General features: G+C 75.0%; 24 protein-coding genes. 9 read left to right on the top strand and 15 right to left on the bottom strand.

Annotation, left to right across the window (positions count from 1 at the left end):
* The first annotated feature begins 2 nt into the window (after positions 1-2).
* Entirely contained in the window at positions 3-452 is a 450-nt protein-coding gene (locus tag ABD954_RS29680; RefSeq protein ID WP_345490650.1) for an Lrp/AsnC family transcriptional regulator, read from the top strand.
* Here ABD954_RS29680 and ABD954_RS29675 read toward each other — a convergent pair.
* Genes ABD954_RS29675 through ABD954_RS29665 form a run of 3 tightly spaced genes read right to left on the bottom strand, consistent with a single transcriptional unit; the run spans position 442 to position 5,747 of the window.
* The gene (locus ABD954_RS29675) at positions 442-3,900 is read right to left on the bottom strand and encodes an AAA family ATPase (RefSeq protein WP_345490648.1); all 3,459 of its coding nucleotides are present in this window, start codon (positions 3,898-3,900) and stop codon (positions 442-444) included. The two genes, ABD954_RS29680 and ABD954_RS29675, sit on opposite strands and share 11 nt — an antisense overlap.
* Complete coding sequence (locus ABD954_RS29670; RefSeq protein ID WP_345490646.1) at positions 3,897-5,066, bottom strand: exonuclease SbcCD subunit D; 1,170 nt, start codon at positions 5,064-5,066, stop codon at positions 3,897-3,899. The genes ABD954_RS29675 and ABD954_RS29670 overlap by 4 nt, the downstream gene beginning before the upstream one ends.
* A gap of 54 nt (positions 5,067-5,120) precedes the next feature.
* Positions 5,121-5,747 (bottom strand): YigZ family protein, encoded by a 627-nt coding sequence (locus ABD954_RS29665; protein WP_345490644.1) that lies wholly within the window; start codon positions 5,745-5,747, stop codon positions 5,121-5,123.
* Positions 5,748-5,884: 137 nt separating this feature from the next.
* On the opposite strand from ABD954_RS29665, the gene ABD954_RS29660 reads away from it, so the two are divergent.
* Positions 5,885-6,313 (top strand): CoA-binding protein, encoded by a 429-nt coding sequence (locus tag ABD954_RS29660; RefSeq protein ID WP_345490642.1) that lies wholly within the window; start codon positions 5,885-5,887, stop codon positions 6,311-6,313.
* Between the two features lie 7 nt (positions 6,314-6,320).
* Here the strand turns inward: ABD954_RS29660 and ABD954_RS29655 are convergent, their stop codons facing one another.
* Positions 6,321-6,896 carry a YbaK/EbsC family protein gene (locus ABD954_RS29655; RefSeq protein ID WP_345490640.1) on the bottom strand — a complete coding sequence of 192 codons (576 nt, stop codon included), beginning with the start codon at positions 6,894-6,896 and terminating at the stop codon, positions 6,321-6,323.
* A gap of 44 nt (positions 6,897-6,940) precedes the next feature.
* On the bottom strand, positions 6,941-7,513 hold the full coding sequence (locus ABD954_RS29650) for a helix-turn-helix domain-containing protein (RefSeq protein ID WP_345490638.1): 573 nt from the start codon (positions 7,511-7,513) through the stop codon (positions 6,941-6,943).
* A gap of 104 nt (positions 7,514-7,617) precedes the next feature.
* Here ABD954_RS29650 and ABD954_RS29645 point away from each other — a divergent pair, with 104 nt between their 5' ends.
* Complete coding sequence (locus tag ABD954_RS29645; protein ID WP_345492547.1) at positions 7,618-8,487, top strand: EamA family transporter; 870 nt, start codon at positions 7,618-7,620, stop codon at positions 8,485-8,487.
* A 250-nt stretch (positions 8,488-8,737) separates the two neighbouring features.
* Here ABD954_RS29645 and ABD954_RS29640 read toward each other — a convergent pair whose 3' ends face one another.
* A complete protein-coding gene (locus ABD954_RS29640; protein ID WP_345490636.1) occupies positions 8,738-9,640 on the bottom strand; it encodes an acyltransferase in 903 nt (300 codons plus the stop codon).
* 150 nt (positions 9,641-9,790) lie between these two features.
* Here ABD954_RS29640 and ABD954_RS29635 point away from each other — a divergent pair, with 150 nt between their 5' ends.
* Positions 9,791-10,318, top strand: coding sequence for a gamma carbonic anhydrase family protein (locus ABD954_RS29635; RefSeq protein ID WP_345492545.1), 528 nt, complete (start codon positions 9,791-9,793; stop codon positions 10,316-10,318).
* Between the two features lie 350 nt (positions 10,319-10,668).
* Here the strand turns inward: ABD954_RS29635 and ABD954_RS29630 are convergent, their stop codons facing one another.
* The 3 genes from ABD954_RS29630 to ABD954_RS29620 form a co-directional block, all read right to left on the bottom strand.
* Entirely contained in the window at positions 10,669-11,433 is a 765-nt protein-coding gene (locus tag ABD954_RS29630; RefSeq protein WP_345490634.1) for a DedA family protein, read from the bottom strand.
* A gap of 49 nt (positions 11,434-11,482) precedes the next feature.
* The gene (locus tag ABD954_RS29625; protein WP_345490631.1) at positions 11,483-14,032 is read right to left on the bottom strand and encodes a glycoside hydrolase family 3 C-terminal domain-containing protein; all 2,550 of its coding nucleotides are present in this window, start codon (positions 14,030-14,032) and stop codon (positions 11,483-11,485) included.
* Between the two features lie 266 nt (positions 14,033-14,298).
* Positions 14,299-14,736, bottom strand: coding sequence for a DUF4442 domain-containing protein (locus tag ABD954_RS29620; protein ID WP_345492543.1), 438 nt, complete (start codon positions 14,734-14,736; stop codon positions 14,299-14,301).
* Positions 14,737-14,845: 109 nt separating this feature from the next.
* Between ABD954_RS29620 and ABD954_RS29615 the strand changes: the two genes are divergently transcribed.
* The 3 genes from ABD954_RS29615 to ABD954_RS29605 are packed head-to-tail and all read left to right on the top strand — an operon-like array spanning position 14,846 to position 17,722.
* Entirely contained in the window at positions 14,846-15,940 is a 1,095-nt protein-coding gene (locus tag ABD954_RS29615) for a DUF8017 domain-containing protein (RefSeq protein WP_345490629.1), read from the top strand.
* Positions 15,940-17,328, top strand: a complete 1,389-nt coding sequence (locus tag ABD954_RS29610) for an MFS transporter (RefSeq protein ID WP_345492541.1) — start codon at positions 15,940-15,942, stop codon at positions 17,326-17,328. The genes ABD954_RS29615 and ABD954_RS29610 overlap by 1 nt, the downstream gene beginning before the upstream one ends.
* A gap of 10 nt (positions 17,329-17,338) precedes the next feature.
* On the top strand, positions 17,339-17,722 hold the full coding sequence (locus tag ABD954_RS29605; RefSeq protein WP_345490627.1) for a VOC family protein: 384 nt from the start codon (positions 17,339-17,341) through the stop codon (positions 17,720-17,722).
* Between the two features lie 19 nt (positions 17,723-17,741).
* Here the strand turns inward: ABD954_RS29605 and ABD954_RS29600 are convergent, their stop codons facing one another.
* From ABD954_RS29600 to ABD954_RS29580, 5 genes are all read right to left on the bottom strand, one after another.
* Complete coding sequence (locus ABD954_RS29600) at positions 17,742-18,608, bottom strand: GNAT family N-acetyltransferase (RefSeq protein ID WP_345490625.1); 867 nt, start codon at positions 18,606-18,608, stop codon at positions 17,742-17,744.
* 56 nt (positions 18,609-18,664) lie between these two features.
* Positions 18,665-19,510, bottom strand: a complete 846-nt coding sequence (locus ABD954_RS29595; RefSeq protein WP_345490623.1) for a spermidine synthase — start codon at positions 19,508-19,510, stop codon at positions 18,665-18,667.
* Between the two features lie 4 nt (positions 19,511-19,514).
* Positions 19,515-20,375 carry a patatin-like phospholipase family protein gene (locus tag ABD954_RS29590; protein ID WP_345490621.1) on the bottom strand — a complete coding sequence of 287 codons (861 nt, stop codon included), beginning with the start codon at positions 20,373-20,375 and terminating at the stop codon, positions 19,515-19,517.
* Between the two features lie 200 nt (positions 20,376-20,575).
* A complete protein-coding gene (tuf, locus tag ABD954_RS29585; RefSeq protein WP_345490619.1) occupies positions 20,576-21,754 on the bottom strand; it encodes an elongation factor Tu in 1,179 nt (392 codons plus the stop codon).
* A 338-nt stretch (positions 21,755-22,092) separates the two neighbouring features.
* On the bottom strand, positions 22,093-22,809 hold the full coding sequence (locus tag ABD954_RS29580) for a DNA alkylation repair protein (RefSeq protein WP_345492538.1): 717 nt from the start codon (positions 22,807-22,809) through the stop codon (positions 22,093-22,095).
* Positions 22,810-22,870: 61 nt separating this feature from the next.
* On the opposite strand from ABD954_RS29580, the gene ABD954_RS29575 reads away from it, so the two are divergent.
* Positions 22,871-23,614: a TVP38/TMEM64 family protein gene (locus ABD954_RS29575; RefSeq protein WP_345490617.1), complete on the top strand. Its 744-nt coding sequence runs from the start codon at positions 22,871-22,873 to the stop codon at positions 23,612-23,614.
* A 254-nt stretch (positions 23,615-23,868) separates the two neighbouring features.
* Here ABD954_RS29575 and ABD954_RS29570 read toward each other — a convergent pair whose 3' ends face one another.
* Positions 23,869-25,038: a thiolase family protein gene (locus ABD954_RS29570; RefSeq protein WP_345490615.1), complete on the bottom strand. Its 1,170-nt coding sequence runs from the start codon at positions 25,036-25,038 to the stop codon at positions 23,869-23,871.
* Positions 25,039-25,163: 125 nt separating this feature from the next.
* Here ABD954_RS29570 and ABD954_RS29565 point away from each other — a divergent pair, with 125 nt between their 5' ends.
* Positions 25,164-25,625: a winged helix-turn-helix transcriptional regulator gene (locus ABD954_RS29565; protein WP_345490613.1), complete on the top strand. Its 462-nt coding sequence runs from the start codon at positions 25,164-25,166 to the stop codon at positions 25,623-25,625.
* The last annotated feature ends 18 nt before the right edge of the window (positions 25,626-25,643 follow it).

Genomic DNA, 25,643 nt, shown 5'->3' with positions numbered 1-25,643 from the left:
CCATGACCAGCGGATACACCCCCGACGCCACGGACTGGCGGATCATCGAGGCCCTCCAGGAGCAGGGCCGGGCCAGCTTCGCCGAACTCGCCCGGGCCGTGTCGATGTCCGCCTCGGCCGTCACCGAGCGGGTGCGGCGCCTGGAGGAGGCCGGAGTGATCGCCGGCTACACGGCCGTGATCGACCAGGAACGGCTGGGACTGCCGATCCTCGCCTTCGTCCGGTTGCGTTATCCGCACGGCAACTACAAGCCCTTCCACGACCTGGTCGCGACCACCCCCGAGGTCCTGGAGGCGCACCACGTCACCGGTGACGACTGCTTCGTGATGAAGGTCGCCGCCCGCTCCATGAAGCACCTGGAGCAGATCGCCGGGAAGGTCGGCGCGCTCGGCCCGGTCACCACCAGCGTGGTCTACTCCTCGCCGCTCCCCCGCCGCCCGATCAGCCGCTGAGGGCCTCCCCGCCCGTACGGAGCCGGACCGCGGATCCGTGCCGCGCCTTGACGACCTCCAGCTGGGCCGGGATGCGGCGGCGCAGGTCGCCGACGTGGCTGACGATGCCGACGCTGCGGTCCCGCTCGCGCAGCGAGTCCAGGACGTCCAGGACCTCGTCGAGGGTCTGGTCGTCGAGGCTGCCGAAGCCCTCGTCGATGAAGAGGGTGTCGAGCCGGATCCCGCCGGCCTCGTCGGTGACGACGTCGGCGAGGCCGAGGGCCAGCGCGAGGGAGGCGAAGAAGGTCTCGCCGCCGGAGAGGGTCGCGGTGTCGCGCTCGTTGCCGGTCCAGGCGTCGACCACGTGCAGGCCGAGACCGGCCCGCCGGCCGCCGCTGCGGGCGTCGGAGTGGACGAGCGCGTAACGCCCCGAGGACATGCGCTGGAGCCGGGCGGTGGCCGCGGCGGCGACCTGCTCGAGGCGGGCCGCGAGCACGTACGACTCCAGGCGCATCTTGCGCTCGTTCTCCGCGGAGGTGCCGGCGGTGAGGCCGGCGAGCCTGGCCACCCGCTCGTACTCCTCGCGGATCGGGCCGAGCCGGCGGACCTCGGCGTCGACCTGGCGGGAGAGCCGGTCCAGGGCCCCGGCGCGCTCGCGTGCGGTCGCGAGCGCGGTGTCCGCCTCGCGCAGGGCCCGCTCGGCGGCGGTGTGGGCGGCCTCGGCGGTCGCCGGGTCGGCGGGCGGGAGCGCGGCGGCGGCCGCGGTGGCGGCCTCGCGGAGCCGGTCGGCGACGGCCGCGGCCTCGGCCTGCCAGGTGTCGACGCGCTGCTGGAGGTCACGGCGCGCGGTCTCGTCGAGGAGCGCGGCGGCGGCCTCGGCCGGGGTGTCGAATCCCGCCCGGAAGGCGGCGTCGGCGAGCCGGTCGTCGGCCTCCTTCAGTCCGCGGGCGGCGAGTTCGGCGCCCCGCACCGTCTCGGCGGCCTCGGTCAGGAGGGCGATCCGGCGTTCCAGGAGCGTGGCGTGCGCGGCGACACTGACGGACTCGCCCCGCGCCCCGGTCAGCTCCGCCTCCAGGGCGGCCTGTTGCTGCTCCAGCGCTTCCCGGAGCGAGGTCCGCGCCGCCATCCGCCGTTCGGCCTCACCCCGCTCGGCCTGCCGCTCCTCGTGCTCCCGCTCGGCCCGCGCGAGCGCCTCCCGCGCGGCGTGCGTCTGCGCGGCGAGCGCGTGGGCCTCGGCGTACTGCCGCGCCAGCTCGTCGACCTCGCGGGCGAGTTCGGCGACGGTGGGCTCGGCGCCGGACCGGTCGCCCCGGTCACCACCGGCGGACGGGGCGGCGGGTCCGTCCAGGGCGCCGCCGGCCGCCCGGGCCTGCGCGCGGGTGGCCGCGGGCGCCTCGGCGGCCGGTTCGCCTCCGATGTCGTCCCTCGCCCGCACGGGGCCCGTCGCCGAACCCGCGGCCGCCGGCTCGCCCTCGGCACCGGACGGCGCGGCCTCGGGGCCTTCGCCGGTCGCGGCGGCGGGCCCGTCCACGGCGCCGTCGGTCGCCCGGACCGCACCCCGCGTCGAGTCCGCGGCCGTCCGCCCGTCGCCCCGCGTGCCCGCCAGCACTTCCCGGCGGGCGGCCTCGGGGCCCTCGCCGGTCGCGGCGGCGGGCCCGTCCACGGCGCCGTCGGTCGCCCGGACCGCACCCCGCGTCGAGTCCGCGGCCGTCCGCCCGTCACCCGGCGTGCCCGCCAGCACTTCCCGGCGGGCGGCCTCGTGGGCCTCGGTGGTCGCGGCGACGGTGGTCTCGGCGGTGGTGCGGGCCTCGTCGGCGCGGGAGTACGCGGCGTAGGCGGCGTCCTCGGCGGCGCGGTCGACGTGGTCGGCGGTGGTACGGGCGGGGGCCGGGTGGTCGGCGGAGCCGCAGACCTGGCAGGGGGCGCCGGGACGGAGCGCGGCGGCGAGTTCGGCGGCGATGCCGCGCAGGCGGCGGGACTTGACGTCGAGCCAGTGCTCGTGGGCCTCGTTGCGCCGTTCGCGGGCGGTGGTGAGCCGCTCGCGGGCGGTGGCGAGTTCGGCGGCGAGCTCGTCGCGGCGGCGGGCGGCGACGAGCCGTCGGCGGGCCGGTTCGAGGCGTCCGGCGAGCTGCTCGGCGCGGGCCGCGGCCTCCTGGGCGGCCTCGACGCGCCGCTGGAGCGCGGCGCGGTGCGGTTCCCAGCCGGCCAGCCAGGCGGAGGCGTCGAGGAGGAACTCCTCGTCGGCGCGTGCCTCGCGGTCGAGGGCGGCGCGCTCGGCGGCGATCTCGGCGCTGCGCCGTTCGGCCCGGCGGGCGGACTCCAGGCCGCCGAGCTCCTCGCGGAGCCGGCGCTCCAGGGTGGAGAGCTGTTCGGCACCGGCTTCGGCGAGGTCGGGCGGCAGCACCGCCCGGGCGCGCTCGCGGGCGTCGGTCGCGGTGCGGTGGGCGCGCTCGGCGTGCTCGCGCAGGGCGAGCGCGGGGGCGACCCGGTCGGCCTTGAGGGAGCGGTCGAGGGCGGTCTGCCACTGGTCGCGCAGCGGGCGCCGGGCGGTCAGCTCCTCCTGGCGGCGCAGCGCGTCGGCGTGCCGGGCCTGCCGGTCGGCGAGCTCGCGCTCGGCGTCGAGCGCGGCGCGGGCGGCGGCCTGCCGTCGCTCGGCGGCGGCCAGCCGCAGACGGGCGATGTCGAGGGCTTCGCGGGCGTCGGTGCGGGCGAGGGCGGCGCGGGTCTGGACGGCCTCGGCGAGGCCCGGCTCGCCGGGGCGCTGTTCGACGGGGGCGGCGGCCGGGCCGGTGGCGCCGGCGGCCTGGGCCGTCCGGTGGGCGAGGGCGAGGAGCCGCTCGTCGCCCTCGCGGACCTCGCGCTCGGCGGCCTTGCGCAGCTCGGCGAGGCGGTCCTCGACGGCCGCGAAGCGGCGGGTGTCGAAGAGCCGGCCGAGGAGCTTGCCGCGTGCTTCGGCGTCGGCGCGCAGGAAGCGGGCGAAGTCGCCCTGGGGCAGCAGCACGACCTGGCAGAACTGGTCGCGGCTCATGCCGAGGAGCTGGCCGATCTCCTCGCCGATCTCCTGGTGGGAGCGGCTGAGCGCCCGCCAGGTGCCGGTCTCGGTGTCGTACTCGCGCAGCCAGCTCTGGGCCTTCTCCGTGGTGAAGCCGCCGCCGCGCTTCTTGGGGCGCTGCTGGGCGGGGCGGCGGGTGATCTCCAGGCGCCGCCCGCCCACGGTCAGGTCGAGGGTGACCTCGGTGTAGGTGCCGGGGACGGCGTGGTCGCTGCGCAGGGTGGTGCCGGGGCTCTGGCGGGCGCCGGGGACGGCTCCGTACAGGGCGAAGCAGACGGCGTCGAGGACGGAGGTCTTGCCGGCGCCGGTCGGTCCGTGGAGCAGGAAGAGACCGGCCGACGACAGGGTGTCGAAGTCGATCTCCTGAGTGGTGCCGAAGGGGCCGAACGCGGTGATCGCCAGGCGGTGGAGCCTCATCGTCCGCTCACCTCGCGCTCGGCGGAGTCCACCCGCACGTCGTCGAAGGCGCCGTACAGGACCGTGCGCTCGGCCTGGTCGGGTCCGGCGCCGCGGACGTGGGCCACGAAGTCCTCCGCGATCTGCTGGTCGCTGCGGCCGCGCAGCCGGGTGGCGTAGGAGAGGAGCGGGTCGTCGTCGGTGCGCTCGGGCTCGAAGACCAGGCTGAGGGTGTGCGGGAAGCGTTCGGTGAGCCGGGCCATGGGGTCGGCGGGCCGTACGGGGTCGGTGAGGGTGGCCTCGACCCAGGCGTCCCGGTGGCGGCCGAGGGCGGGGTCGGCGAGCAGGTCGTCGAGCCGGCCGCGGATCCGGGCGAGCGCCCTGGGGACGGGGCAGTCGATCCGCTCGGCGCCGTCGATCGCGCCGTCGGGGCCCAGTTCGATCAGCCACATGGTCTTGCGGTGGTCGGCCTCGGAGAAGGAGTACGCGAGGGGGGAGCCGGAGTAGCGGACCCGGGGGGTGAGGGTCTGGCTGCCGTGGAGGTGGCCGAGGGCGACGTAGTCCACGCCGTCGAAGACTCCGGCGGGCACGGCGGCGACGCCGCCGACGGTGATGTCGCGCTCGCTGTCGCTGGCTTCGCCTCCGGCGACGAAGGCGTGGGCGAGGACGACGGAGCGGGTGCCGCCGGGGCGGGTCGCGAGGTCGGCGCGGACGCGGTCCATGGCGGCGGCGAGGACGGACTCGTGTCCGGCCTTGTCGGCGCCGAACCGCTCGCGCACCAGGGCCGGTTCGAGATAGGGCAGGCCGTAGAGGGCGACGTCGCCGTGGGCGTCGGCGAGCATGACGGGGGTGCCGACGCCGGCCGGGTCGGTGCGCAGATGGATGCCGGCGCGCTCAATGAGGCCGGCGCCGACGCCGAGCCGGCGGGCGGAGTCGTGGTTGCCGGAGATCATGACCGTGGGAACGCCGGCGTCGGCGAGCCGGTGCAGGGCGGTGTCGAAGAGCTCGACGGCGGCGAGCGGCGGCACGGCCCGGTCGTAGACGTCGCCGGCCACGAGGACCGCGTCCACGTCGCGCTCGCGCACCGTCGCCACCAGGTGGTCGAGGAACGCGGCCTGGGCGTCGAGCAGGGCGACCCGGTGGAAGGAGCGCCCCAGGTGCCAGTCCGACGTGTGCAGAAGCCTCATGACCCGGCAGCGTATCGGTGGGGTACGACAACGCCGGTGGCCGAGCGGGCCGGCTCAGCCATCTCCGTACGCCTCTCCGCCCGGTTCGAAGGTCGCCTCGCCCGCCGTGACGTCGGCGAGCCAGGCCGTGAAGTCCGTCACGTCGGCGTCGGGAAGGCCGATCTCGATGGTGACGGCGGCCCCGTAGGTCACCTCGCGCACCGCGCGGCCGGTGGCGCGCAGGTCGTTCTGGAGCTTGCCGGCCCGCTGGTGGTCGACGGTGACGGTGGCGAGCCGGTAGCGGCGGCGCGTCACGGTGCCGAGGGTGTCGAGGGCCTCGCCGACGACGCCGCCGTAGGCGCGGATGAGCCCGCCCGCACCGAGTTTCACGCCGCCGTAGTAGCGGGTGACGACGGCGGCGACGTAGCGCATCTCGCGGCGCAGGAGCATCTGGAGCATGGGGACGCCGGCGGTGCCGCCGGGCTCGCCGTCGTCGGATGCCTTCTGGACGGAGGCGTCGGCGCCGACGACGTACGCGAAGCAGTTGTGGGTGGCGGTCGGGTGCTCGCGGCGGACGCGCGCGACGAAGGCCTGTGCCTCCTCCTCGGTGGCCACGGGCGCGAGCGCGCAGATGAAGCGCGAGCGGTTGACCTCGGTCTCGTGGACGCCCTCACCGGCGAGCGTCAGGTACTGCTCCTGCATCCCGCCAGCCTATGCGCCCGCGGACCGGGCCCCGTACGGGACGGCATCGGGGTCGGATCAGGGGGCGGGCCGGGAATGACCGACGGTCACCGGCCGTTTACCAGGGTGAGCAGTCATTCACGGAAGGCAGTGTTCAGATGAGCGTCGAGACCAGGACCGCCGAGACCGAGGCGGAGACCGTCCGCCGGATCCTCACGGAGAGCGGCGACACGTGGGCGATCGTGGGGCTCTCCAACAATCGCTCGCGGGCGGCCTACGGGGTCGCCGCCACCCTCCAGCGCTTCGGCAAGCGGATCGTGCCGGTCCACCCGAAGGCGGAGACGGTGCACGGGGAGCGGGGATACGCCTCGCTGGCGGACGTGCCATTCCCGGTGGACGTGGTGGACGTGTTCGTGAACAGCGGTCTGGCGGGCGCGATAGCGGACGAGGCGGTCGCCGTGGGAGCCAAGGCGGTCTGGTTCCAGCTCGACGTGATCGACACCGAGGCGTACGAGCGGACCCGCGAAGCCGGTGTGGACATGGTGATGGACCGCTGCCCGGCGATCGAGATCCCGAAGCTGGGCTGAGCGCGGGTCAGCCGGTCTGCGGCTCGGGGGCGAGCCCCAGGCCCTCCAGGACGACGGCGCCGGGCAGCTCGGCGAAGGCCTTGCCGGGCAGGATGAGCTTGCCGCGCCGGCGTCCGCTGCCGACGAGCACCCATTCGGTGTCGACGACGGCGGCGTCGACGAGGACCGGCCAGTCCGCGGGCAGGCCGAGGGGGGTGATGCCGCCGTATTCCATGCCGGTGTCGCCGGTCGCGGTCTCGACCGGGGCGAAGCGCACCTTGCGCGAGCCGAGTTCCCGGCGGACCACGCCGTTGACGTCGACGCGGGTGCCGGAACGGACCACGCAGGCGGCGAGGGTGGTGGTCTCGCCCCGCCGGCCGGCGACGATCACACAGTTCGCGGACTCGTCGAGCAGCCGCTGTCCGTAGTGCTCGACGAAGACGGCGGTGTCGGCGATCGCCGGGTCGGTGTCCACGTAGAGGATCCGGTCCGCCGGCACGGTTCCGCGCCAGGCCCGTACGGCGGCGGCGACGGGTGCCGTGAGCAGGTCGAGGCAGTCGAGGGCGGGCCGGGCGTCGTCGAAGTCTCCGATGGGTGCGCGCATGCCCGTCACGCTAACAAGCGCCGGCCCGGAGGCGGTTGGGCGTCTCAGCGTACGGGCGGGACGGAGACGGCCATGGTCATCTCCACCGCCTCCTCGCCGTTGTTGTGGTAGGCGTGCGGCACGTTGCTCTCGAAGACGGCGGAGGTGCCGGCCGGGACGGTGTGCTCCTCGCCCTCCACGACGAGGGTGAGGGTCCCGGAGGTGACGTGCAGGAGTTCGGTGGTGCCGTCGGGGTGCGGGTCGGAGGCGCTGCCGTCACCCGGCATGAGGGTCCAGTGCCACAGCTCCAGGGGACCGCGGGCCTCGGTGCCGGCGAGGAGGGTGGTGTGGCTGCCGGTGGAGGTCGACCACATGCGGACGGCCTGGTCCGGCGGCACGAGGCGGACCTGGGGCTCCTGGTCGTAGTCGAGGAGGGTGGTGATCGAGACGCCGAGGGCGTCGGCCAGTTTGACCGTGGTGCCGACGCTCGGGTTGGTGCGGGCCTGTTCGATCTGAATGATCATGCCGCGGCTCACGCCGGCCCGGGCGGCGAGCGCGTCCAGCGTGAGGCCGCGTTCGTTGCGCCAGCGCTTGAGGTTGCGGGCGAGCGACTGGGTGAGCTGATCGAGGTCCGACACTTTCCGTCCAATATTTTGAATGACAGAGTTCAATACGCTGTACTACCGTGTGGTGCACCCGATTGTTCACTGCACTGTACTGCGAGGCCCTTCCCATGACGGCACTGACGGCGATGTTCGCCCTGGCCACCAGTCTGCTCTGGGGCCTGGCCGACTTCGGCGGCGGACTGCTCACCCGCCGGTTCCCCGCGCTCACCGTCGTGGTGGTCTCCCAGACCATCGCAGTCGTCGTCCTCGGCACCCTGGTGCTGGCCACCGGCGCCCTGAGCGAGGCCGGGCCCCGGCTCTGGTACGCGGTGGCGGCCGGCGCCGTCGGCCCCGCGGCGATGCTCGCCTTCTACAAGGCCCTCGCGCTCGGCCCGATGGGCGTGGTCTCCCCGCTCGGCTCGCTCGGTGTGGTCGTGCCGGTCGCCGTGGGCCTGCTCCTGGGCGACCGGCCGGGGCTGCTCCAGTTCGCCGGGATCGTGGTGGCGATAGCGGGCGTGGTCCTCGCGGGCGGCCCGGAGCTGCGGGGCGCGCCGGTGCGGCGGCAGGCGGTGCTGCTCACCCTGGTCGCCGCCTTCGGCTTCGGCGCGGTGATGGCCCTGATCGCCGAGGCGTCCACGACCCTGACCGGACTCTTCCTCGCCCTGTTCGTGCAGCGCGTGACCAACGTGGCCGTCGGCGGCGGCGCCCTGTGGCTCTCCGTCCGGCGCGGCGGGCGGGCGCTGCCGGAGGGCGGCGGCGGTCTGCGCGCGGTCGCGGCGGCGGTGCCGGCCCTGGCCTTCGTCGGCCTCGCGGACGTGGCCGCCAACGGCACGTACGCGCTCGCCGCGCAGCGCGGCCCGGTGACGGTCGCCGCGGTCCTCGCGAGTCTCTACCCGGTCGTGACGGCCCTGGCCGCCCGCGGCGTGCTCAAGGAGCGCCTGCGGTCGGTGCAGGCGGCGGGAGCGGGCCTGGCCCTGGTGGGCACGGTGCTGCTCGCCACCGGCTGAGCCCGGAGTTCGTCCTCGGGCCTCGCCGGCCGGACGGGAGACCGTGCCGATGGCCCGGCCCCTGAGCGGTGAGAAGGCCCGCCGGAGCTCCGATGGCCCGGGCTCCACAGCGCCGGCCCGCCCGCGGCTCGCCGCACGGACAGGGCCCTGGGCTCCGGCGGACCGGGGCGCTCGCGTGCGAGGGACCGCGCCGAACCGCCGCCGCGGCACGGGCGGGGCCGCTCCGGAGCGAGGCAGGCCGGTCTCGTTCTCAGTTCGCCGGTTCGGCCAGGCCGGACCGTTCCGGCAGCTGCACGGGCGCCGGCAGCTGCGCGGGCGCCGGGTGCTGCCCGGGCGCCGGGTGCTGCGCGGGGCCCGGCGTGCCGGTTCGCCGCGGCGGCTGCAACGGCTCGGCGAGGTCGTTCAGCCGGTCGAGCTCCTCCGGGCTCAGTTCGGCCAGCACGGCCAGCTGCTCCGGGCTGATGCCGGCCGGGATCGGCTTCGGGGCGGGTGTGCGCAGGGGCGGCTGCCAGCCGCGTTCCGGGTCGTAGGAGCGGACCACCTTCGCGGGCGCGCCCGCCACCACGGCGTGGTCGGGCACCTCTCCTCGTACGACCGCCCCGGCTGCCACCACGACGTTCCGGCCGAGCCGGGCGCCCGGCAGGATGACGGCGCCGGTGCCGAGCCAGCAGCCCGGGCCGATGACGACGGGCTCCGCGCGCGGCCACTGCCGGCCGACGGGAACGTCCGGGTCGTCGTAGCTGTGGTTGGTCGAGGTGATGTAGACGTACGGCCCGCAGTAGGTGTCCGAACCGATGGTGATGGGCGCGTCCGCGATGACGTGACTGCCGCGGCCCAGGACGACGCCGTCGCCGAGGGTCAGGACGGTGTCCGCGCCGAGGTCGAGGTCCGGCAGCATGCCGGCGGTGAGGGTGACCTGCTCGGCGATGATGCAGCACGCGCCGATCTCGATCCACGGCTCGCCGAAGACGGTGCCCTGGGGAAAGGCGAGCCGGGTGCCCTCGCCGAGCCGGCGGAAACGCAGCCGGCCCTGGTGCTCGGCGGTCACGGCACCCGCCTGCTGGATCCGGCGCCAGCCGCTCTGCAGGGCGCGGGCGACCACACGGCGCCGCCAGGCGGTCAGCGATGAGAACGTGTTTCTGTTCCGGGGCACCCGGACACCGTAGTCGGCGGCGTCACGGCTGATCCGTGCGGTGCCCTGTGATGTCCGTCATGGGGCCGGACTAGTGTTCCGCCCGAGGCGCGAGTGACGATCCGAGCGAGCAGGAGCGAGAAGATGGCAGAGGTGCCTGAGGTGCCCCAGATGTCGGGGGCTTTGATCAGGGCCGTGGGCGGCAAGGAACCGAAGGTCGATCCGACGGCCTTCACGGCGCCGACCTCGGTGGTCCTGGGAGAGGTGACGCTCGGGCCGCGCGCCAGCGTCTGGTACCACGCGGTGCTGCGGGCCGACTGCGGGCCGATCGAGATCGGCGAGGACGCCAACGTCCAGGACAACTGCACGGTCCACGTGGACCCGGGCTTTCCGGTCTCGATCGGCGCGCGGGTGACGGTCGGCCACAACGCGACCGTCCACGGCTGTGTGATCGAGGACGACGTGCTGGTCGGCATGGGCGCCACGATCCTCAACGGTGCCCGGATCGGTGCCGGTTCGCTGGTCGCCGCGCAGGCCCTGGTCCCGCAGGGGATGGAGGTGCCGCCCGGCTCCCTGGTCGCCGGCGTGCCCGCGAAGGTGCGGCGTCCGCTGACCGAGGAGGAGCAGGCGGGCATCCGCCTCAACGCCGAGATGTACCTGCACCTGGCCAAGGGCCACGCCGAGGCGTTCGCCGAGTAGGTGCCCCGGGGCGGCCGGACCGGCCGCCCCGTTCGGCGCAGGCCCGGTCCGGCGGCTTTCGGCACGGGCACTGTCCGGCGGCCCTATCCGGCGGCTTCGGCACAGGCACTGTCCGGCGGCCCTATCCGGCGGCTTCGGCACAGGCACTGTCCGGCGGCCCTATCCGGCGGCTTCGGCACAGGCACTGTCCGGCGGCCCGGTCCGGCGGCCCCGTGCGGCGGCCCCGTGCGGCGGCCCCGTCGGGCGCCCTCTTCGTCAGCCCTCTTCGCGCTGCGCGGCCCTGTGCGGCCCCGTGCGGCGGCCCCGTCAGGCGCCCCCTTCGTCCTGCGCGGCCCTGTGCGGCCGCAGCCCTATTCGGCAGCGGCCCGCGCCGGAGCGGCGACCGGTGCGGCCGCGGTCGCCGCGGCCTCGACCGGTGCCGGGGCTCCGCCCGTACCGGTCGTCCCCCTGCTCGCCCCGGTGGCGGCGGCCGCCTCGCCGCCGGCGGCCGGCCCGCTCTCGGAGGCGTGCGCCGCGGCCTTCTTGGCACGGCTCTTGAGGATCAGCATCGAGGCGACGCCGAACAGCACCGCGAGCACGAGCCCCAGCCACGAGAAGCGCTTGAGCCAGGCCTCGGCGACGATGCCCACCGAGTAGATGACGGCCGTGGTGCCGCCCGCCCAGAGGATGCCGCCGAAGACGTTGGCGAGGGCGAACTTCCAGTACGGCATGCGCAGCACGCCCGCGAGCGGGCCGGCGAAGATCCGCAGCAGGGCGACGAAGCGGCCGAAGAAGACCGCCCACATGCCCCACTTCTGGAAGGAGCGCTCGGCGAGGGCGATGTTGGCCTCGCCGAAGTGCTTGGGGAACCTCTTGCCGAGCTTCGCGAGCAGCGGCCGGCCGCCCTTGCGGCCGATCGCGTAGCCGATCGAGTCGCCGATGATCGCGCCGGCGGTGGCGCAGGCGCCGAGGACGTACGGGTTGATGTCGCCGTGCTGGGAGGCCAGCAGGGCCGAGCTGACGAGGACGATCTCGCCGGGCAGCGGGATGCCCAGGCTCTCCAGGCCGATCACCACCCCGACCAGCGCGTAGACGGCGACCGCGGGGATCGTCTCCAGCCACTCCTGGACGTGCACGCGCCCTACCTCTCCCGTATCGGCGACCGAACCCCGGCAGCCTACCCGGTCACCGCGCGCCGACGACGGCCTCGGCCCGCAGCGGCAGCACGCGGGACGACGCCCCGGCCCGCACCTCGCGGCGGCCGGTGCCCAGGACCCAGCGGTGCCGGGCCTCGTCCCACGAGGAGAGGGTCCGGGCGGCCACCGGGACGGTGATCCGGCGGCTTTCGCCCGGGGCGAGCCGGAGTCGCCGGTAGCCCGCGAGGAGCCGGTGCGGCTGGTCCACGCCGACGGCGGCGAGGTCCGGCGACGGGCCGACGTACACCTGCGCCACCTCGACGCCGGGGCGCCGTCCGGTGTTGACGACGGTGAAGGTGACGTGCAGCCCGTCGCCGACGGGGACGGCGCTCAGCCGCTCGTAGGCGAAGGTCGTGTACGACAGTCCGTGCCCGAACGGGAAGAGCGGGGTGACGTCCTCGGCGTCGTACCAGCGGTGGCCGACGTGGATGCCCTCGCCGTACACCTCGACGCCGTTCACGCCGGGGTAGCGGCGCGGGTCGCCCGCGGTCGGGTGGGCGTCCTCGGAGAGAGGGAAGGTCTGGGTGAGCCGGCCGCCGGGGTCGACGTCGCCGAAGAGCACGGCCGCGGTGGCGGGGCCGCCCTCCTGGCCCGGGTAGTACATCTGGAGCACGGCGGCGGTGTCGGCCAGCCACGGCATGGTGACGGCCGACGAGGTGTTGAGGACGACGGTCGTGCGCGGGTTGACCGCGGTCACGGCCCGGATGAGGGCCTCCTGGCGGCCGGGCAGGGCGAGGCCGGTGCGGTCGCGGCCCTCGGTGGCGTCCTCGTAGGCGAAGAGGACGGTGCTGTGGGCGGCGCGGGCCGCGGCGACGGCCTCGGCGACGTCGGCGGCCCGGGTGGCGCCGTTGGCCGCGCGCAGCCGGAAGCGCTGGCCGTCGGTGCCGCCGTGGGCGGTGACGGCGATGCGGTGGGTGCCGGCGGCGAGCCGGTGGTCGGCGCGGCGCACCGTCAGTCCGTCGGCGGCCCGCCCGCCGACGCCTCCGGTGAAGTACGTGGCGACGCCCGCCTGGAAGAGGTCGCCGCCGTCGAGGGTCACGGTGGGCCGCCGGCCGCTGTAGTGGACGAAGAAGCTCCAGTTGTCGTCCGCGGTGGTGGTGATCGTTCCCTCGTAGGTCCGGATCTCGCCGGCGGCGACGGCGACGTCGTCGAGGGAGCGGGCGGCGCCCGCGGGCGCCCCGGCCTCGGTGAGGGGCAGGGGCTTGCCGAGGACGTCCTCACCGACGGCATACGTCACGGTGGCCCGGTCGCCGGCCCGGGTGCGCAGGGCGTCGAGCGGGCTGGTGGCGGCGTCGGGGACGACATGGGCGCTGCCGCCGCCGCTGACGAACGGCACGGAGCCGGTGGGGCCGATGACGGCGAGGGAACGGGCGGCCCGGCCGGTGAGCGGCAGCGTGCCGTTCTCGTTGCGCAGCAGGGTCGCGCCGGCGGTGGCCACGCGCAGCGCGAGGCGGGCCCCGGCGGCGGCGTCGCGCTCGGGCCGCGCGTCGGTCTGTTCGTCGAGGAGGCCGAAGCGTTCGCGTACGGACAGGATGCGGCGTACGGCGGTGTCGACGACGGCCTCGTCGATCCGCCCCTCGCGGACGGCGCGGCGCAGGGCGGCGCCGTAGTGGGCGCCGCCGGGCATCTCCATGTCGCAGCCGGCGGTGAGGGCGGGCCCGGTGGAGTGGACGGCGCCCCAGTCGCTCATCACCCAGCCGTCGAAGCCCCAGCGGTCCCGCAGGATGTCGGTGAGCAGGGTGCGGTTCTCGGTGGCGTAGGCGCCGTCCACCTTGTTGTACGCGGCCATGACGGCGCCCGCGCCGGCGGCGACGGCGGCTTCGAAGCCGCGCAGTTCGGTTTCGTGGAGGGTCTGTTCGCCGGCCCGGACGTCGACGGACATCCGGTCGCGCTCCTGGTTGTTGAGGGCCAGGTGCTTGACGGTGGCGATCAGGCCCTCGGCCTGGATGCCGCGGATCTGCTCGGCGACGAGGTCGGCGGAGAGCAGCGGGTCCTCGGAGAAGGTCTCGAAGTTCCGCCCCGCGTAGGGGGTGCGGATGAGGTTGACCATCGGCGACAGCAGCACGTCCTGGTCGAGGGCCCGGCCCTCGTGGCCGAGGACGCGCCCGTAGGCGTGGGCGAGACCGGGGTCGAAGGCGGCGGCGAGCATGACGGGCGCGGGGAGCGCGGTGGCGGTCTCGCGGACCCGGACGCCGGCGGGCCCGTCGGCGAGCCGCAGGGCGGGGATGCCGAGCCGTGGCACGCCGGGCACGTATCCGGCCTGCCCGAGCCGCTCGGGGTCGGTGGCGCCGTGCAGCAGGGCGGTCTTCTCGTCGAGGGTGAGCCGCGCGAGCAGGTCGCCGACCCGCTCGCCGCCACCGGGGACCGCGCCGGGCCCGGCCGGTACGGAGGCGGCCCGCGCCGCCCCGGCGGGCACGGCGCTGAACGCCGCAGCGCCGGCGAGCGCGAGCAGCAGCCGCCGTCGGGAGACCCGTCGGCGCGTCGGCGCGGGAGCGGTGGTCGGCTCGTCCTGCGGGTCCGGGGTGGGTGCGTGGGACACGGCGACGCTCCTTCGAACCGGCACGATTCCTACGATCATGCGTTGATCGCACTATGCGTGACGGTTCGTCGGTTTTGGCGTCGCCGTGCCGGGAGCGCGCCGGGAGCATGCCGGAGTGGGGGCCGGGGCGGGAACGGGGCCGGGGCGGGAACGGGGCCGGCCCGTCCGGGGGGACGGGGGCGGCCCGTCCGGGGGGCTCAGCGCCCCGGCCCGGTGCCTGACCCGGTGCCCGGGCCGGCTCCGCCCCCGTCACCGCGGCGGGCGTCTCAGCTGTTCGGCCGCAGCGTCCAGACGACCGTCATCTCGCCCGTGACGGCGCCGTCCTCGCGGGTGATGGCGATGTGGACCGGGAACTCGGGGCGCCGGCCCTCGTCGAGTTCGGCGACGACCTCGGAAGCGGGGCGGCCGAGGGTCGCGGTGGCCGTGACGACGCCCATGGCGAGCTTCTTGTAGCCGATCTCGGCCTTCACCGCGAGGGGCACCGCGCGGCTCAGCTGGTCGCCGAAGGCGGCCAGGACGATGGCGCCGCTGGCGGACTCGGCGAGGGTGAACATGGCTCCGGCGTGCGGGCCGCCCACGTGGTTGTGGTAGTCGGCCTGGTCCGGCAGGCGCACGACGGCGCGCTCGGCGGTGGTCTCCAGGAACTCCAGCTTGAGGGTCCTGGCCATGGGCACCGTGGCGGCGAGCATCTCGCCGACGGTCATCTGGTCTGCGCTCATGGGCCGCGATGTTACCCGCGAGTAGCAGTCTTCGCCATCCCCGCACGGGGGCGGCCGTAGCCTGCCCCCGGCCGCACCTCTATGGTTACTGGCCATGTGGCCAGGACAGCAGCCGCCCGGGGGCGAGCAGAACCCGCAGGACCAGAGTCAGAACCCGTACGCACAGCCGGGCGCGCAGCCCGGCGGCTACGGCCAGCCGAATCCGTACCCGCAACAGCCGGCGACGCAGCCCGGCGGCTACGGCCAGCCCAACCCGTACCAGCAGCCGACGGTGGCTCAGCCGGGCGGCTATCCGCAGCCGAACCCGTACCAGCAGCCCACCGTGGCGCAGTACGCGATGCCGGGCCCGGCGCAGCCGGGCGGCGGTGACGGCGGGAAGAAGAAGCAGACGACCGTGGTGGCGATCGTCGCCGCCGTGGCCGTGCTGGCCGCCGCCGGCGTCGCCGGCTACCTGGTCCTCGGCAAGGACGACGACAGGAACGACCGGGCCGACGACCCCAAGCCGACGCAGTCGGCCACCTCGGCCCCGGCCGGCGGCCCGGCGTCCCCGTCGATCGACAACCCGCGCGACGGGGCCGACCACCAGCCGACGATCCCCGGCTGGAAGGTCGTGTACAACCCGAAGTACGGCACGCTCTTCGACGTGCCGCCGGGCTGGGAGGTGTCGAAGCCCGGCACCGCCACCGGCTTCGAGGACGAGAAGAAGGGCGACGGCTCCCCCGTCGTCTCCATGTCCGCGCCCGCCTACCTCAAGAGCAGCTGGTGCGCGGTGGACACGGACCAGAACGGCACCGAGGAGACGTGGGGCCTGAGCTCGGCCGGCACGAAGGGCGGCCAGGGCGCCAAGAACACCGCCGAGGCGGCCTACAACGAGGCCGGGAACTGGGTGTGGGCCGGCTACGCCCAGCACATGCCCAAGGGCACCATCAAGATCACCAAGGCCGTGCCGTACACCACCAAGGCCGGCCTCCAGGGCAGCATGGCCACGGCCGTCGCCCCCGGCATCAAGAAGCGCCACAAGTGCGAGACGGACGGCAAGTCCGTCGCCTTCTCCTTCAAGAACGCCAAGGGTGACTTCTCCTCCTTCGTGCTGTACGCCGCCAAGGGCGTGAAGGACGAGCTCCCGGACGCCACCATCCAGCAGATCGTCTCCACGGTGCGGCTCGCCCCCGAATCCCCGGAGTCGTGATCCGCACCAGCCCCCGCGTCCGGAGGCCCGACTGGGCCGGGCGCAACTACGTGCTGCTGACCGCCGCCGCGATCGTCACCAACCTGGGCACCCACGGCGCCCTGATCGCGGCGGCGTTCGCCGTCATCCAGTCCGGCGGCGACGGCGGGGACGTCGGCCTGGTCGCGATGGCCCGCACCCTGCCGCTCGTCCTCTTCCTCCTCATCGGGGGCGCGATCGCCGACCGGGTGCCCCGTCACCGGGTGATGGTCGCCGCCAACGCCCTCAACTTCGCCTCGCAGGCGGTGTTCGCCGTCCTCGTCCTCACGGGCGAGGCGCGGCTGTGGCAGATGATGCTGCTGACCGCGCTGTGCGGCACGGGGCAGGCGTTCTTCAGTCCGGCCGCCGAGGGCATGCTGATGTCCAGCGTCACCGGCGAGCAGGCCAGCCGGGCCTTCGCGCTCTTCCGGATGGCGATGCACGGCGCCGGCATCGGCGGTGCCGCGCTCGGCGGCGCGCTGATCGCCGCCGTCGGACCCGGCTGGGTCCTCGCGATCGACGCGGTCGCCTTCGCGGTCGCGGGAGCCCTGCGGGCCTTCCTCGACGTCCGGCACATCCCCGAGCGCGCGCCGGGCGGTGGGCTGCTCGCGGACCTGCGCGAGGGATGGGACGAGTTCGTCGGCCGGCCCTGGCTCTGGTCGATCGTCGCGCAGTTCTCCATCGTGGTGGCGCTCGTGGGCGCGGCCGAGTCGGTGTACGGACCGCTGGTGGCCCGCGACGAACTCGGCGGCGCCCGGCCGTGGGGCCTGGCCCTGGCCGCGTTCGGGGTGGGCACGCTCGGCGGCGCGCTGCTGATGGCCCGGTGGAAACCGCGCCGGATGCTGCTCGTCGGCACCCTGTGCGTGTTCCCCATCGCCCTGCCGTCGGCGGCGCTCGCCGTGCCGCTCGACGTGGTCGGGCTCTCGGTCGCGATGTTCGTCAGCGGCGTGGCGATCGAGGTCTTCGGCGTCTCCTGGATGACGGCGCTGCACCAGGAGATCCCCGAGGAGAAGCTGTCCCGCGTCTCGGCCTACGACTGGTTCGGCTCGACCGCCATGCTCCCCCTGTCCACGGCCCTGGCCGGGCCGGCGGAGAGCGTCTTCGGCCGGAGCAACGCGTTGTGGGGCTCGGCCGCCGTCATCGTGCTCGTCACGGCTCTGGTGCTCCTCGTGCCGGACGTGCGGAACCTGACCCGCCGCACGAAGCAGGTAGCGGGCGCGCCGGTGACGACGGGCCAGGGCCGGAACGCGGACCAGAGCCGGGACGCGGACCAGAGCCGGGGCGCGGACCAGGGCCGGGACGCGGACCAGGGCGGGGACGAGGGCGGGGAAACGGCCGTGAACGGCCTGAGTTCCGCCGGCAGGGGGTAGCCTCGCGGGCATGTTTTCCGTGGTGCAGAACGTGGCGATCGACTGTGCGGATGCCTACGAGCTGGCCCGGTTCTGGAGCGGTGTGACGGGGCGTCCGCTGCATCCGGAGAACCGGCCGGGTGACCGGGAGACCCAGGTGCTCCTGAAGGAGGGACCGGTGCTCTACTTCAACCAGGTGCCCGAGGGCAAGACGGTCAAGAACCGGATCCACCTGTGCCTGCGCCCCGAGACCTCCCGCGACGAGGAGGTGGACCGGCTCCTCGGCCTCGGCGCCACCTTCCTCGCCGACCACCGGAATCCCGACGGCACGGGCTGGGCGGTCCTGGCCGATCCCGAGGGGAACGAGTTCTGCGTGCTGCGCAGCGAGTCCGACCGCGCCGCCGTCGACTCCTGACGGGGCGACGGGACACCGCCTAGCCGTCCCGGTGGCGGTCCCGGACCTCGGGGCGGGGGCGGAAGCCGGCGGACGTGTAGGTGGCGACGGCGGCCGTGTTGGCGCTCGGGGTGCCGACGAGGGCGCTGGAGGAGCCCAGGTGGCGGAGGGCGGCCGCCGCGGCCAGGGTGATCGCCCTGCCGTGACCGCGGCCGCGGTGGTCCGCGTGGACGCCCATCGGTTCGAGCAGACCGGGCCGGCCGGGGCCGGCCGACCAGACCGTCACCGACGCCACCGGGGCGCCGAGGTCGTCGTACGCGAGGAGACTCCGCGCTTCGGCGTACGGCAGTCCGGTCGCCATCGCGTGCCAGTGCCCTGCCGTGAAGCACGAGCCGTCGAACGCCGCCCGGTGCACGGCGGCGAACGCGCGCGCCCGCTCGGGGCCGACCACCTCGATCCGCACGCCCGGTTCCGGCACGGGCTGCGTGAGGTCGCGCCGCAGCTGCGTCCACGGCTCGTCGAAGCCCCAGCCCGCCTCGGAGAACAGCTCGTGGACCAGGGCACCCGCCGGCGCCTCGACGTCGGCCCGGCCCGCGGGCAGCACGCCGCGCTCCGGCTCGGTCGCGTCCGCCACGATCCGCCGCGCCGCCTCCTCGTCGCCGAGGGCATCCGGCGCGATCGCGAGCCGCAGCAGCGCGGGGCCGTCGAGCAGCCCCACGGCGAGGATCCGTCCGTCCCGGCGCCAGGTCCTGACCGCCGCGGCGGTCGCCCGCTCCCCCCGACGCCAGAACCAGCCCAGGTCTCCCGGGTGCAGGTGCATCGGCGCCCCGTCGTCCTGCCACTCCCGCAGTGCGTCCACGGCCTCGCGCAGCCCGTCGGATCCCGGCGTCCCCAGCACGATCGTCATGGCGCCGATCCCACACCACCGCGCCGCCGGTCCGCACCTGGTTTACCTCCGCGCGGTCAGCCGATGCCGAAGGCCCCGTTCGGAGGGACGGGGGACGGCACGGCGTCGGAGTCGTGGACCGGGTGGGCGCCGGAGCTGAGGCGGGCCAGGGCCCCGCCCCGTTCCACCCGGGCGGGGAAGGGGTCGGCGGCCGTGCGGCGGGCGAGCGGCGCCGTGTCGATCTCGCGGTCGGAGGCGAGCAGCACCGCGTTGCCGAAACGGCGGCCGCGCAGGACCGACGGTTCGGCGATCAGCGCGAGCTCGGGGAACACGGCGGCGAAGGTGGCGAGCTGGGAGCCGAGGAAGGCGAAGGGCGCCCCGTCCGCCAGGTTCGCCGCGTACACGCCGCCGGGGCGCAGCACCCGCCGGGCCTGCCGGGCGTACTCGATCGAGGTGAGGTGGGCCGGCACCCGTGAGCCGCCGAAAACGTCGGCGATCAGCAGGTCGGCGGAGGCGTCCGGCGCGGTCTCCAGCCAGGCGCGGGCGTCCGCGCCGTACACGCTGATCCCCGACTCCCTCGGGAGCGGCAGGTGTTCGTCGACGAGGGCGATCAGGCCCCGGTCGGCCTCGGCCACCCGCTGCCGGGAGCCGGGCCGGGTCGCGGCGACGTAACGGGGCAGGGTGAGCGCCCCGCCGCCCAGGTGCACGACGTCCAGCGGCGCGCCCGGCTCGGCGGCGAGGTCGACGACATGGGCGAGCCGCTGGGCGTACTCGAACTCCAGGCGCGTGGGGTCGTCGAGGTCGACGTACGACTGGGGCGCGCCGTCGACCGTGAGCAGCCAGCCCCGCTCGGTGTCCACGTCGGGCAGGAGCCGGGCGGTGCCCCAGTCGACGTCGCGGATGACGGGAATCTGCTCGTTCACGTCCTCATTGTGCCCACAGGTCGGCGACGGCCCGGGCGTGGGCGGCGGCCTGGGCCCGTCCGGCGCGGGCGGCCGGGACCCGGAGGGCCGGGTCGAGCGAGCCCTGGCCGAAGACCTGCCGAGACTCGGCGTCGGGCGTGATGACCTCGACGCGGGCACCGGCGGCGGCAAGGTCGGCGCCCTGCCGGGCCGGGGAGAGGATCACCTTGTTGCCGGTGGCGCTGGGCGCGATGACGACGACGCGTTCGCAGCCGGCGGCGAGGTGGGCGTTGGCGGTGGAGTGGACGCCGCCGTCGATCCAGCGGCGTCCGGCGAGCTCGACGACCGGCCAGATGCCGGGGATGGCGCAGCTGGCGGTGACGGCGTCGGTGAGCGGGACGCCGGCGTCCCGGTCGTGGGCGGTGAGTTCGCCGCTGTCCGCGTCGACGGCGGTGATCAGCAGCCGCGGCCGCTCGGGCCAGTCCGCGGCGGGCCCGAGCCGGCCGGCGACGACCTCCCGCCGGACCTCCGGCGCGACGGTCCGCGCGGCGCCGGCCAGCCGGCCGAGCTTGCGCCCGTACGCCTCGGGCGTGCGGGAGGTGAGGACGGCGAGGGTGTACCGCAGGATCCCGCCCGGCCCGAGGCGGGCGGGGAGCTCGCCGTCGGGTGCGGTGAGCTGGCTCTCGTAGAGCGCGTCGAGGGCGAACTTCCCGGAGGCGACCTGCGCGCCGACGACCGCGCCGGCGGAACTGCCGACGATCAGATCGGCCGTCGTCAGGTCGGTCCCCGCCTCGGCGAGTCCGTGGAGGACCCCGATCATCCATCCCGCGCCGGCCATCCCGCCCGCGCCCAGTACCAGTGCCGTTCGCCTCACCGTCTCGGTCATGGTCCAAGTCTGGAGGAGGGTGCGGAACGGGCGGCGGGCGGGGGCGACATCGGGGCGTCGAGTGCCGGGTCGGGCGGGGCTTGGGTGCGGGGCGGACGCGGGGCGGGTGCCGGGCGGGTGGCAGGCGGGTGGCAGGCGGGTGGCAGGCGGATGTGCCCGAGGGCGGGGCGCCCCCGCGCCTGGGGACGCCCCGCCCTCTCTCACAGCACCTCGGTCACCGTGCCCGCTCCCACCGTGCGGCCGCCCTCGCGGATGGCGAAGCCGAGTCCCGGCTCCAGAGGGACCGGACGCCCCAGGTCGACGGTCAGGGTGACCGTGTCGCCGGGGCGGGCGACGGCGCGGGGCCCGAGGTCGACGGTGCCCACGACGTCTGCCGTACGGAGGTAGAACTGCGGCCGGTAGCCGGTGCCGATCGGAGTGGTGCGGCCGCCCTCGCGGGCGGAGAGCACGTACACCCGGGCGGTGAAGCGGCTGCGCGGCACGACGCTGCCCGGTCGCGCCACCACGTCGCCGCGGCGGACCGCCCCGCGCGGGACGCCGCGCAGCAGCAGGGCCACGTTGTCGCCGGCCTGTCCGGACTCCATCGGCCGGCCGAAGGTCTCGACCCCGGTGACGACCGTCTCGGTGCCGGCGCCGAGCACGTCCACCCGGTCGCCGACCCGGATCGTGCCGCGCTCGACGGCGCCCGTGACGACCGTCCCGCGGCCGGTGATGGTGAGCACGCTCTCGACGGGCATCAGGAACGGGGCCTCCACGTACCGCTCGGGCACCGGCACATAGGTGTCCACCGCGTCGAGCAGCGCCTCCACCGACGCCGTCCAGCGCGGGTCGCCCTCCAGGGCCCGCAGGCCGGAGACGCGCACCACGGGCACGCCGTCGCCGCCGTAGCCGTGCGCGGTGAGCAGCTCCCGTACCTCCAGTTCGACCAGGTCGGTCAGCTCGTCGTCGGCGCCGTCGGCCTTGTTGAGGGCGACGACGATGTGGTCGACGCCGACCTGCCGGGCGAGCAGGACGTGTTCGGCGGTCTGCGGCATGATCCCGTCGAGGGCGGAGACGACGAGGATCGCCCCGTCGAGCTGGGCGGCTCCGGTGACCATGTTCTTGACGTAGTCGGCGTGTCCCGGCATGTCGACGTGGGCGTAGTGGCGGGTGTCGGTCTCGTACTCGACGTGCGCGGCGTTGATGGTGATGCCGCGCCGCGCCTCCTCGGGGGCCCGGTCGATCCGGTCGAAGGGCACGTACGTGGTGGGGCCGGCGGTGGTGCGCTCGCTGAGGACCTTGGTGATGGCGGCGGTGAGGGTGGTCTTGCCGTGGTCGACGTGACCCATGGTGCCGATGTTGAGGTGCGGCTTGGTGCGCGCGTATGCCTGCTTGGGCATGGCTGAATGGCTCGATTCGGTGTGCGAAGCGTGTGCGGGGACCCCGGGGCCGGACCGACCCTCCCCCTGCGGGGTCCGCCGGACGATCCGGGAAGGGTCAGCTTCGGTCGCCGCCGAGCGTCACGAGAACGGCAGCCTTCGGCACATCCGCGACTGCGGACGGTGCTGCGGGGAAGGCGTACCGGGACATGCCCCGATCATGACCGCCCGGAACGGCCCCGTCGAACGAATTACGCGCCGGCCAGGGGCCCTTCGGGCCCGGAGGAGCCGGAGAGGCTCCGAGAGGCCCGGCCGGGGACCGGGGAATTCCGGAAGGACCCCGGGGCGGCCCGGCGCGGTCAGAGGTTCTTGAGGGCCTCGCGCACCGACAGCGGGGAGAGCCGCGTGGTGTTCTGGGCGACGAAGGCGCGGACCTCGGCCGGGGCGGTCTTGGCGTACTCGCGCAGGCTCCAGCCGATCGCCTTGCGGAGGAAGAAGTCCGGGTGACCGGCGCGCAGCAGGCAGTAGGAGAACAGCCGCCCGGCGTCGGTGGCGTCCTTGAAGCGGAGCTGGTGGAGCAGGGCGGTGCGGGCCACCCACACGTCGTCGTCGGCGATCCACTCGTCCATGTGCGCGGCGAGCGCGGGGTCGGCGGCGACGAGCCCGCCGACGACGTGGGCGGCGAGGTGGTCGACCGTGTCCCACCAGGAGACGGTGGTGACGAGGTCGCGCGCCACCGGCAGGAAGGCGGAGGAGCAGCGCTTCACGTGGCGGCGGAGGTAGTCGACGGCGAAGTAGTGGTATTCGCGCTCCGGCAGGGCGAAGCAGCGCAGGGCGACGGCCGTGCAGTCGGCCTCGTCGGGGGCGGGCAGTCCGGCGAGGAGGGTACGGGACAGGGCGCGGCGCTCGGGGGTGCGCACGCCGAGGAAGGGCGCCACGCCCTGCATGTACGCGACCATCTCCTGGGCCCTGAAGGGGTTCCCGGCGGCTGGGTAGAGTTCGGTGAGCCGGGCGAGGACGGTGTCGGCGAGGTCGCTCGCCGGGACGGCCGGGGCGGCGGAGGGGGTCGCGGGCATGCTGTCGCTCACGCGGCCACTGTAGGCGCGGGGAGCATGGCGCACATTACGGCGATCACACATGGGTGTCGGTTACTCTCCCCGGATGCTCCTGTCGCCCAAGGCCCGACTGGCGTACCTCGCCGTGATCCTGCTCGCCGCGGGCGTGTCGGTGCTGCTCTTCGAGCCGCAGCGGCTGCTGTCGGCGGGCTGGCCACCGCAGTTGAGCGGTGCGGGCGCGGTGCTGGTGTTCGGCCTCGCGTACGGGGTGTGCACGGCGGCGCTGGTGCCGCGGCCGATCCTGAACCTGGCGGCGGGCGCACTCTTCGGGACGCAGGCGGGCTTCGCGGCGGCCCTGGGCGGGACGGTGCTCGGCGCGGGCCTCTCGTTCGCGCTCGGCCGGACGCTGGGGCAGGAGGCGTTGCGCCCGTACGTCCGGGGGCGGTGGCTGCGGGCCGCGGACGGCCAGCTGAGCCGGCACGGCTTCCGTTCGATGCTGGCGATCCGGCTGTTCCCCGGGATGCCGTTCGCGGTGGCCAACTACGCGGCCGCCGTCTCCCGGATGAGGTACGCGCCCTTCCTGCTGGCGACCGGCCTCGGCTCCGTACCGAACACCCTGGCCTACGTGGTCGCGGGCAGCCAGGCCACCTCGCCCACCTCCCCCGCCTTCCTGGTCTCCACGGGCTTCATCGTCCTGTCGGCGTCGGTGGCCGCGGTGGTGGGCTGGCGCAAGCGGCACCGGCTGAGGGAGGTGACGGCCGCCGCCTCGCCCGCGTCGCCGCCGGATGCCGTTCGGGAGCCGGCCGAGACCGTACGAAGCCGGTGAAGAGCGGGCGGGAGGCGGCCGAGACCGTACGAAACCGGTGAGGACCGCGCGGGAGCCGGCCGAGACCGTACGAAACCGGTGAAGACCGCGCACGAGCCGGCCGAGACCCTACAAAGCCGGTGAGGACCGCGCACGAGCCGGCGACGGGCGCTGCCGCTCGTGAGAGCCGAGCCCCGCGGTCCCCACGCGTCCGCCGCCCGCGTCCGGCCCCTCCCGAGGCCGGCCCCCGCCCAGGCGCGGTCCCCCGCCCGCTCTCACATGGCTTCGACGATCATCGCGTTGGCGAGCCCGCCGGCCTCGCACATGGCCTGCAGGCCATAGCGCCCGCCCCGGGCGCGCAGCGCGTGCACCAGGGTCGTCGTCAGGCGGGTGCCGCTCGCGCCCAGGGGGTGGCCGAGGGCGATCGCGCCGCCGTGGACGTTGACCTTGGAAGGGTCGGCGCCGGTCTCCTGCTGCCAGGCGAGGACGACGCTCGCGAAGGCCTCGTTGATCTCGAAGAGGTCGATGTCGTCGAGGCCGAGGCCCGCGCGGCGCAGCACCTTCTCGGTGGCGGGGATGACGCCCGTGAGCATGAGGAGCGGGTCGGAGCCGGTCACGGCGAAGGAGTGCAGGCGGGCGAGCGGGCGCAGGCCGAGGGCCCGGGCGGTGTCGGCGGCCATGACGAGGACGGCGGAGGCCCCGTCGTTGATCGGGCTGCTGTTGCCCGCGGTGACCGACCAGTCGATCTGCGGGAAGCGTTCGGAGAAGGCCGGGTCCTGGAAGGCGGGCCGGAGGCCGGCGAGGACCTCGGGGGTGGTGGCGGGGCGCACCGACTCGTCGCGGCGGACGGTCCCGTACGGGACGACCTGGTCGTCGAAGAGTCCGGTCTCCCAGCTGCGCGCGGCCTTGTCGTGCGAGGCCGCGGCGAACTCGTCCATGGCGGTCCGGCCGATGGACCACTTGGCGGCGATCAGTTCGGCGCTGATGCCCTGCGGCACCAGGCCCTCCGGGTAGCGCTCTGCGACGCCGGGGCCGAAGGGGTCGGCGCCGGGCGGCACGTTGGACCACATCGGGACGCGGCTCATGGACTCGACGCCGCAGGCGACGGCGATGTCGTACGCACCGGACAGCACGCCCTGCGCGGCGAAGTGCACGGCCTGCTGGGAGGAGCCGCACTGGCGGTCGACGGTGGTGGCGGGCACGGTCTCGGGCAGGCCGGCTCCGAGCCAGGCGTAGCGGGTGGTGTTCATGGCCTGTTCGCCGACCTGGTCGACCGTGCCGCCGATGACGTCGTCGACGAGGGCGGGGTCGATGCCGGTGCGGTCGATCAGGGCGCGCAGGGTGTGCGAGAGCAGGGCGACGGGGTGGACGGCGGAGAGGGCCCCGCCGGGCTTGCCCTTGCCCATCGGCGTACGGACGGCTTCGACGATGACGGCGTCACGCATGAGACGGCTCCCGAATGGTCGGCGGACTCGGTGGGTTGGAAAACTGGATCCTCACTCACCGGTAACATAACCCAGTGAGTTGGATTATCAAACCCTCCTTCCGTCGGCTGCCTTAGGCTGGGGCCATGAAGGCCGCCCCCCGCCCCTGCTCGATCGCCGACACGCTCGCGCTGGTCGGCGAGAAGTACTCCCTCCTCGTCCTGCGCGAGGTCTTCCTCGGCGTCCACCGCTTCGACCGGATCGCCCGCAACACGGGCGCGCCGCGCGACATCCTCACCGCCCGCCTCAAGCGCCTGGTCGAGGCGGGGATCCTGGAGAAGGCGGCGTACAGCGAGCGCCCTCCGCGCTACGAGTACCGGGCGACGCCGGCCGGCCGGGAGCTCGGGCCCGTCCTCATGACCCTGATGGCCTGGGGCGACCGCCATCTCCATGCCGAGGACCGGCCGGTGGTCCTGGAGCACGCCTGCGGCGCGGTGCTCAGCCCGCGCGTGGTCTGCGCGAGCTGCGGCGAGGAGGCGGACCGGGCGAGCCTGACGGCGCATGTGCGGTCGCCGGGCTGGACGGCCACGGGGCCGGTGGAGGACTGACCCTCCGGGCGCCGGGCC

The organism is Streptomyces roseoviridis (assembly GCF_039535235.1).
GTDB classification, from domain to species: Bacteria; Actinomycetota; Actinomycetes; order Streptomycetales; family Streptomycetaceae; genus Streptomyces; species Streptomyces roseoviridis.
The sequence above is the reverse complement of the archived record's forward strand: the minus strand, read 5'-3'. Positions and strand labels throughout refer to the sequence as shown.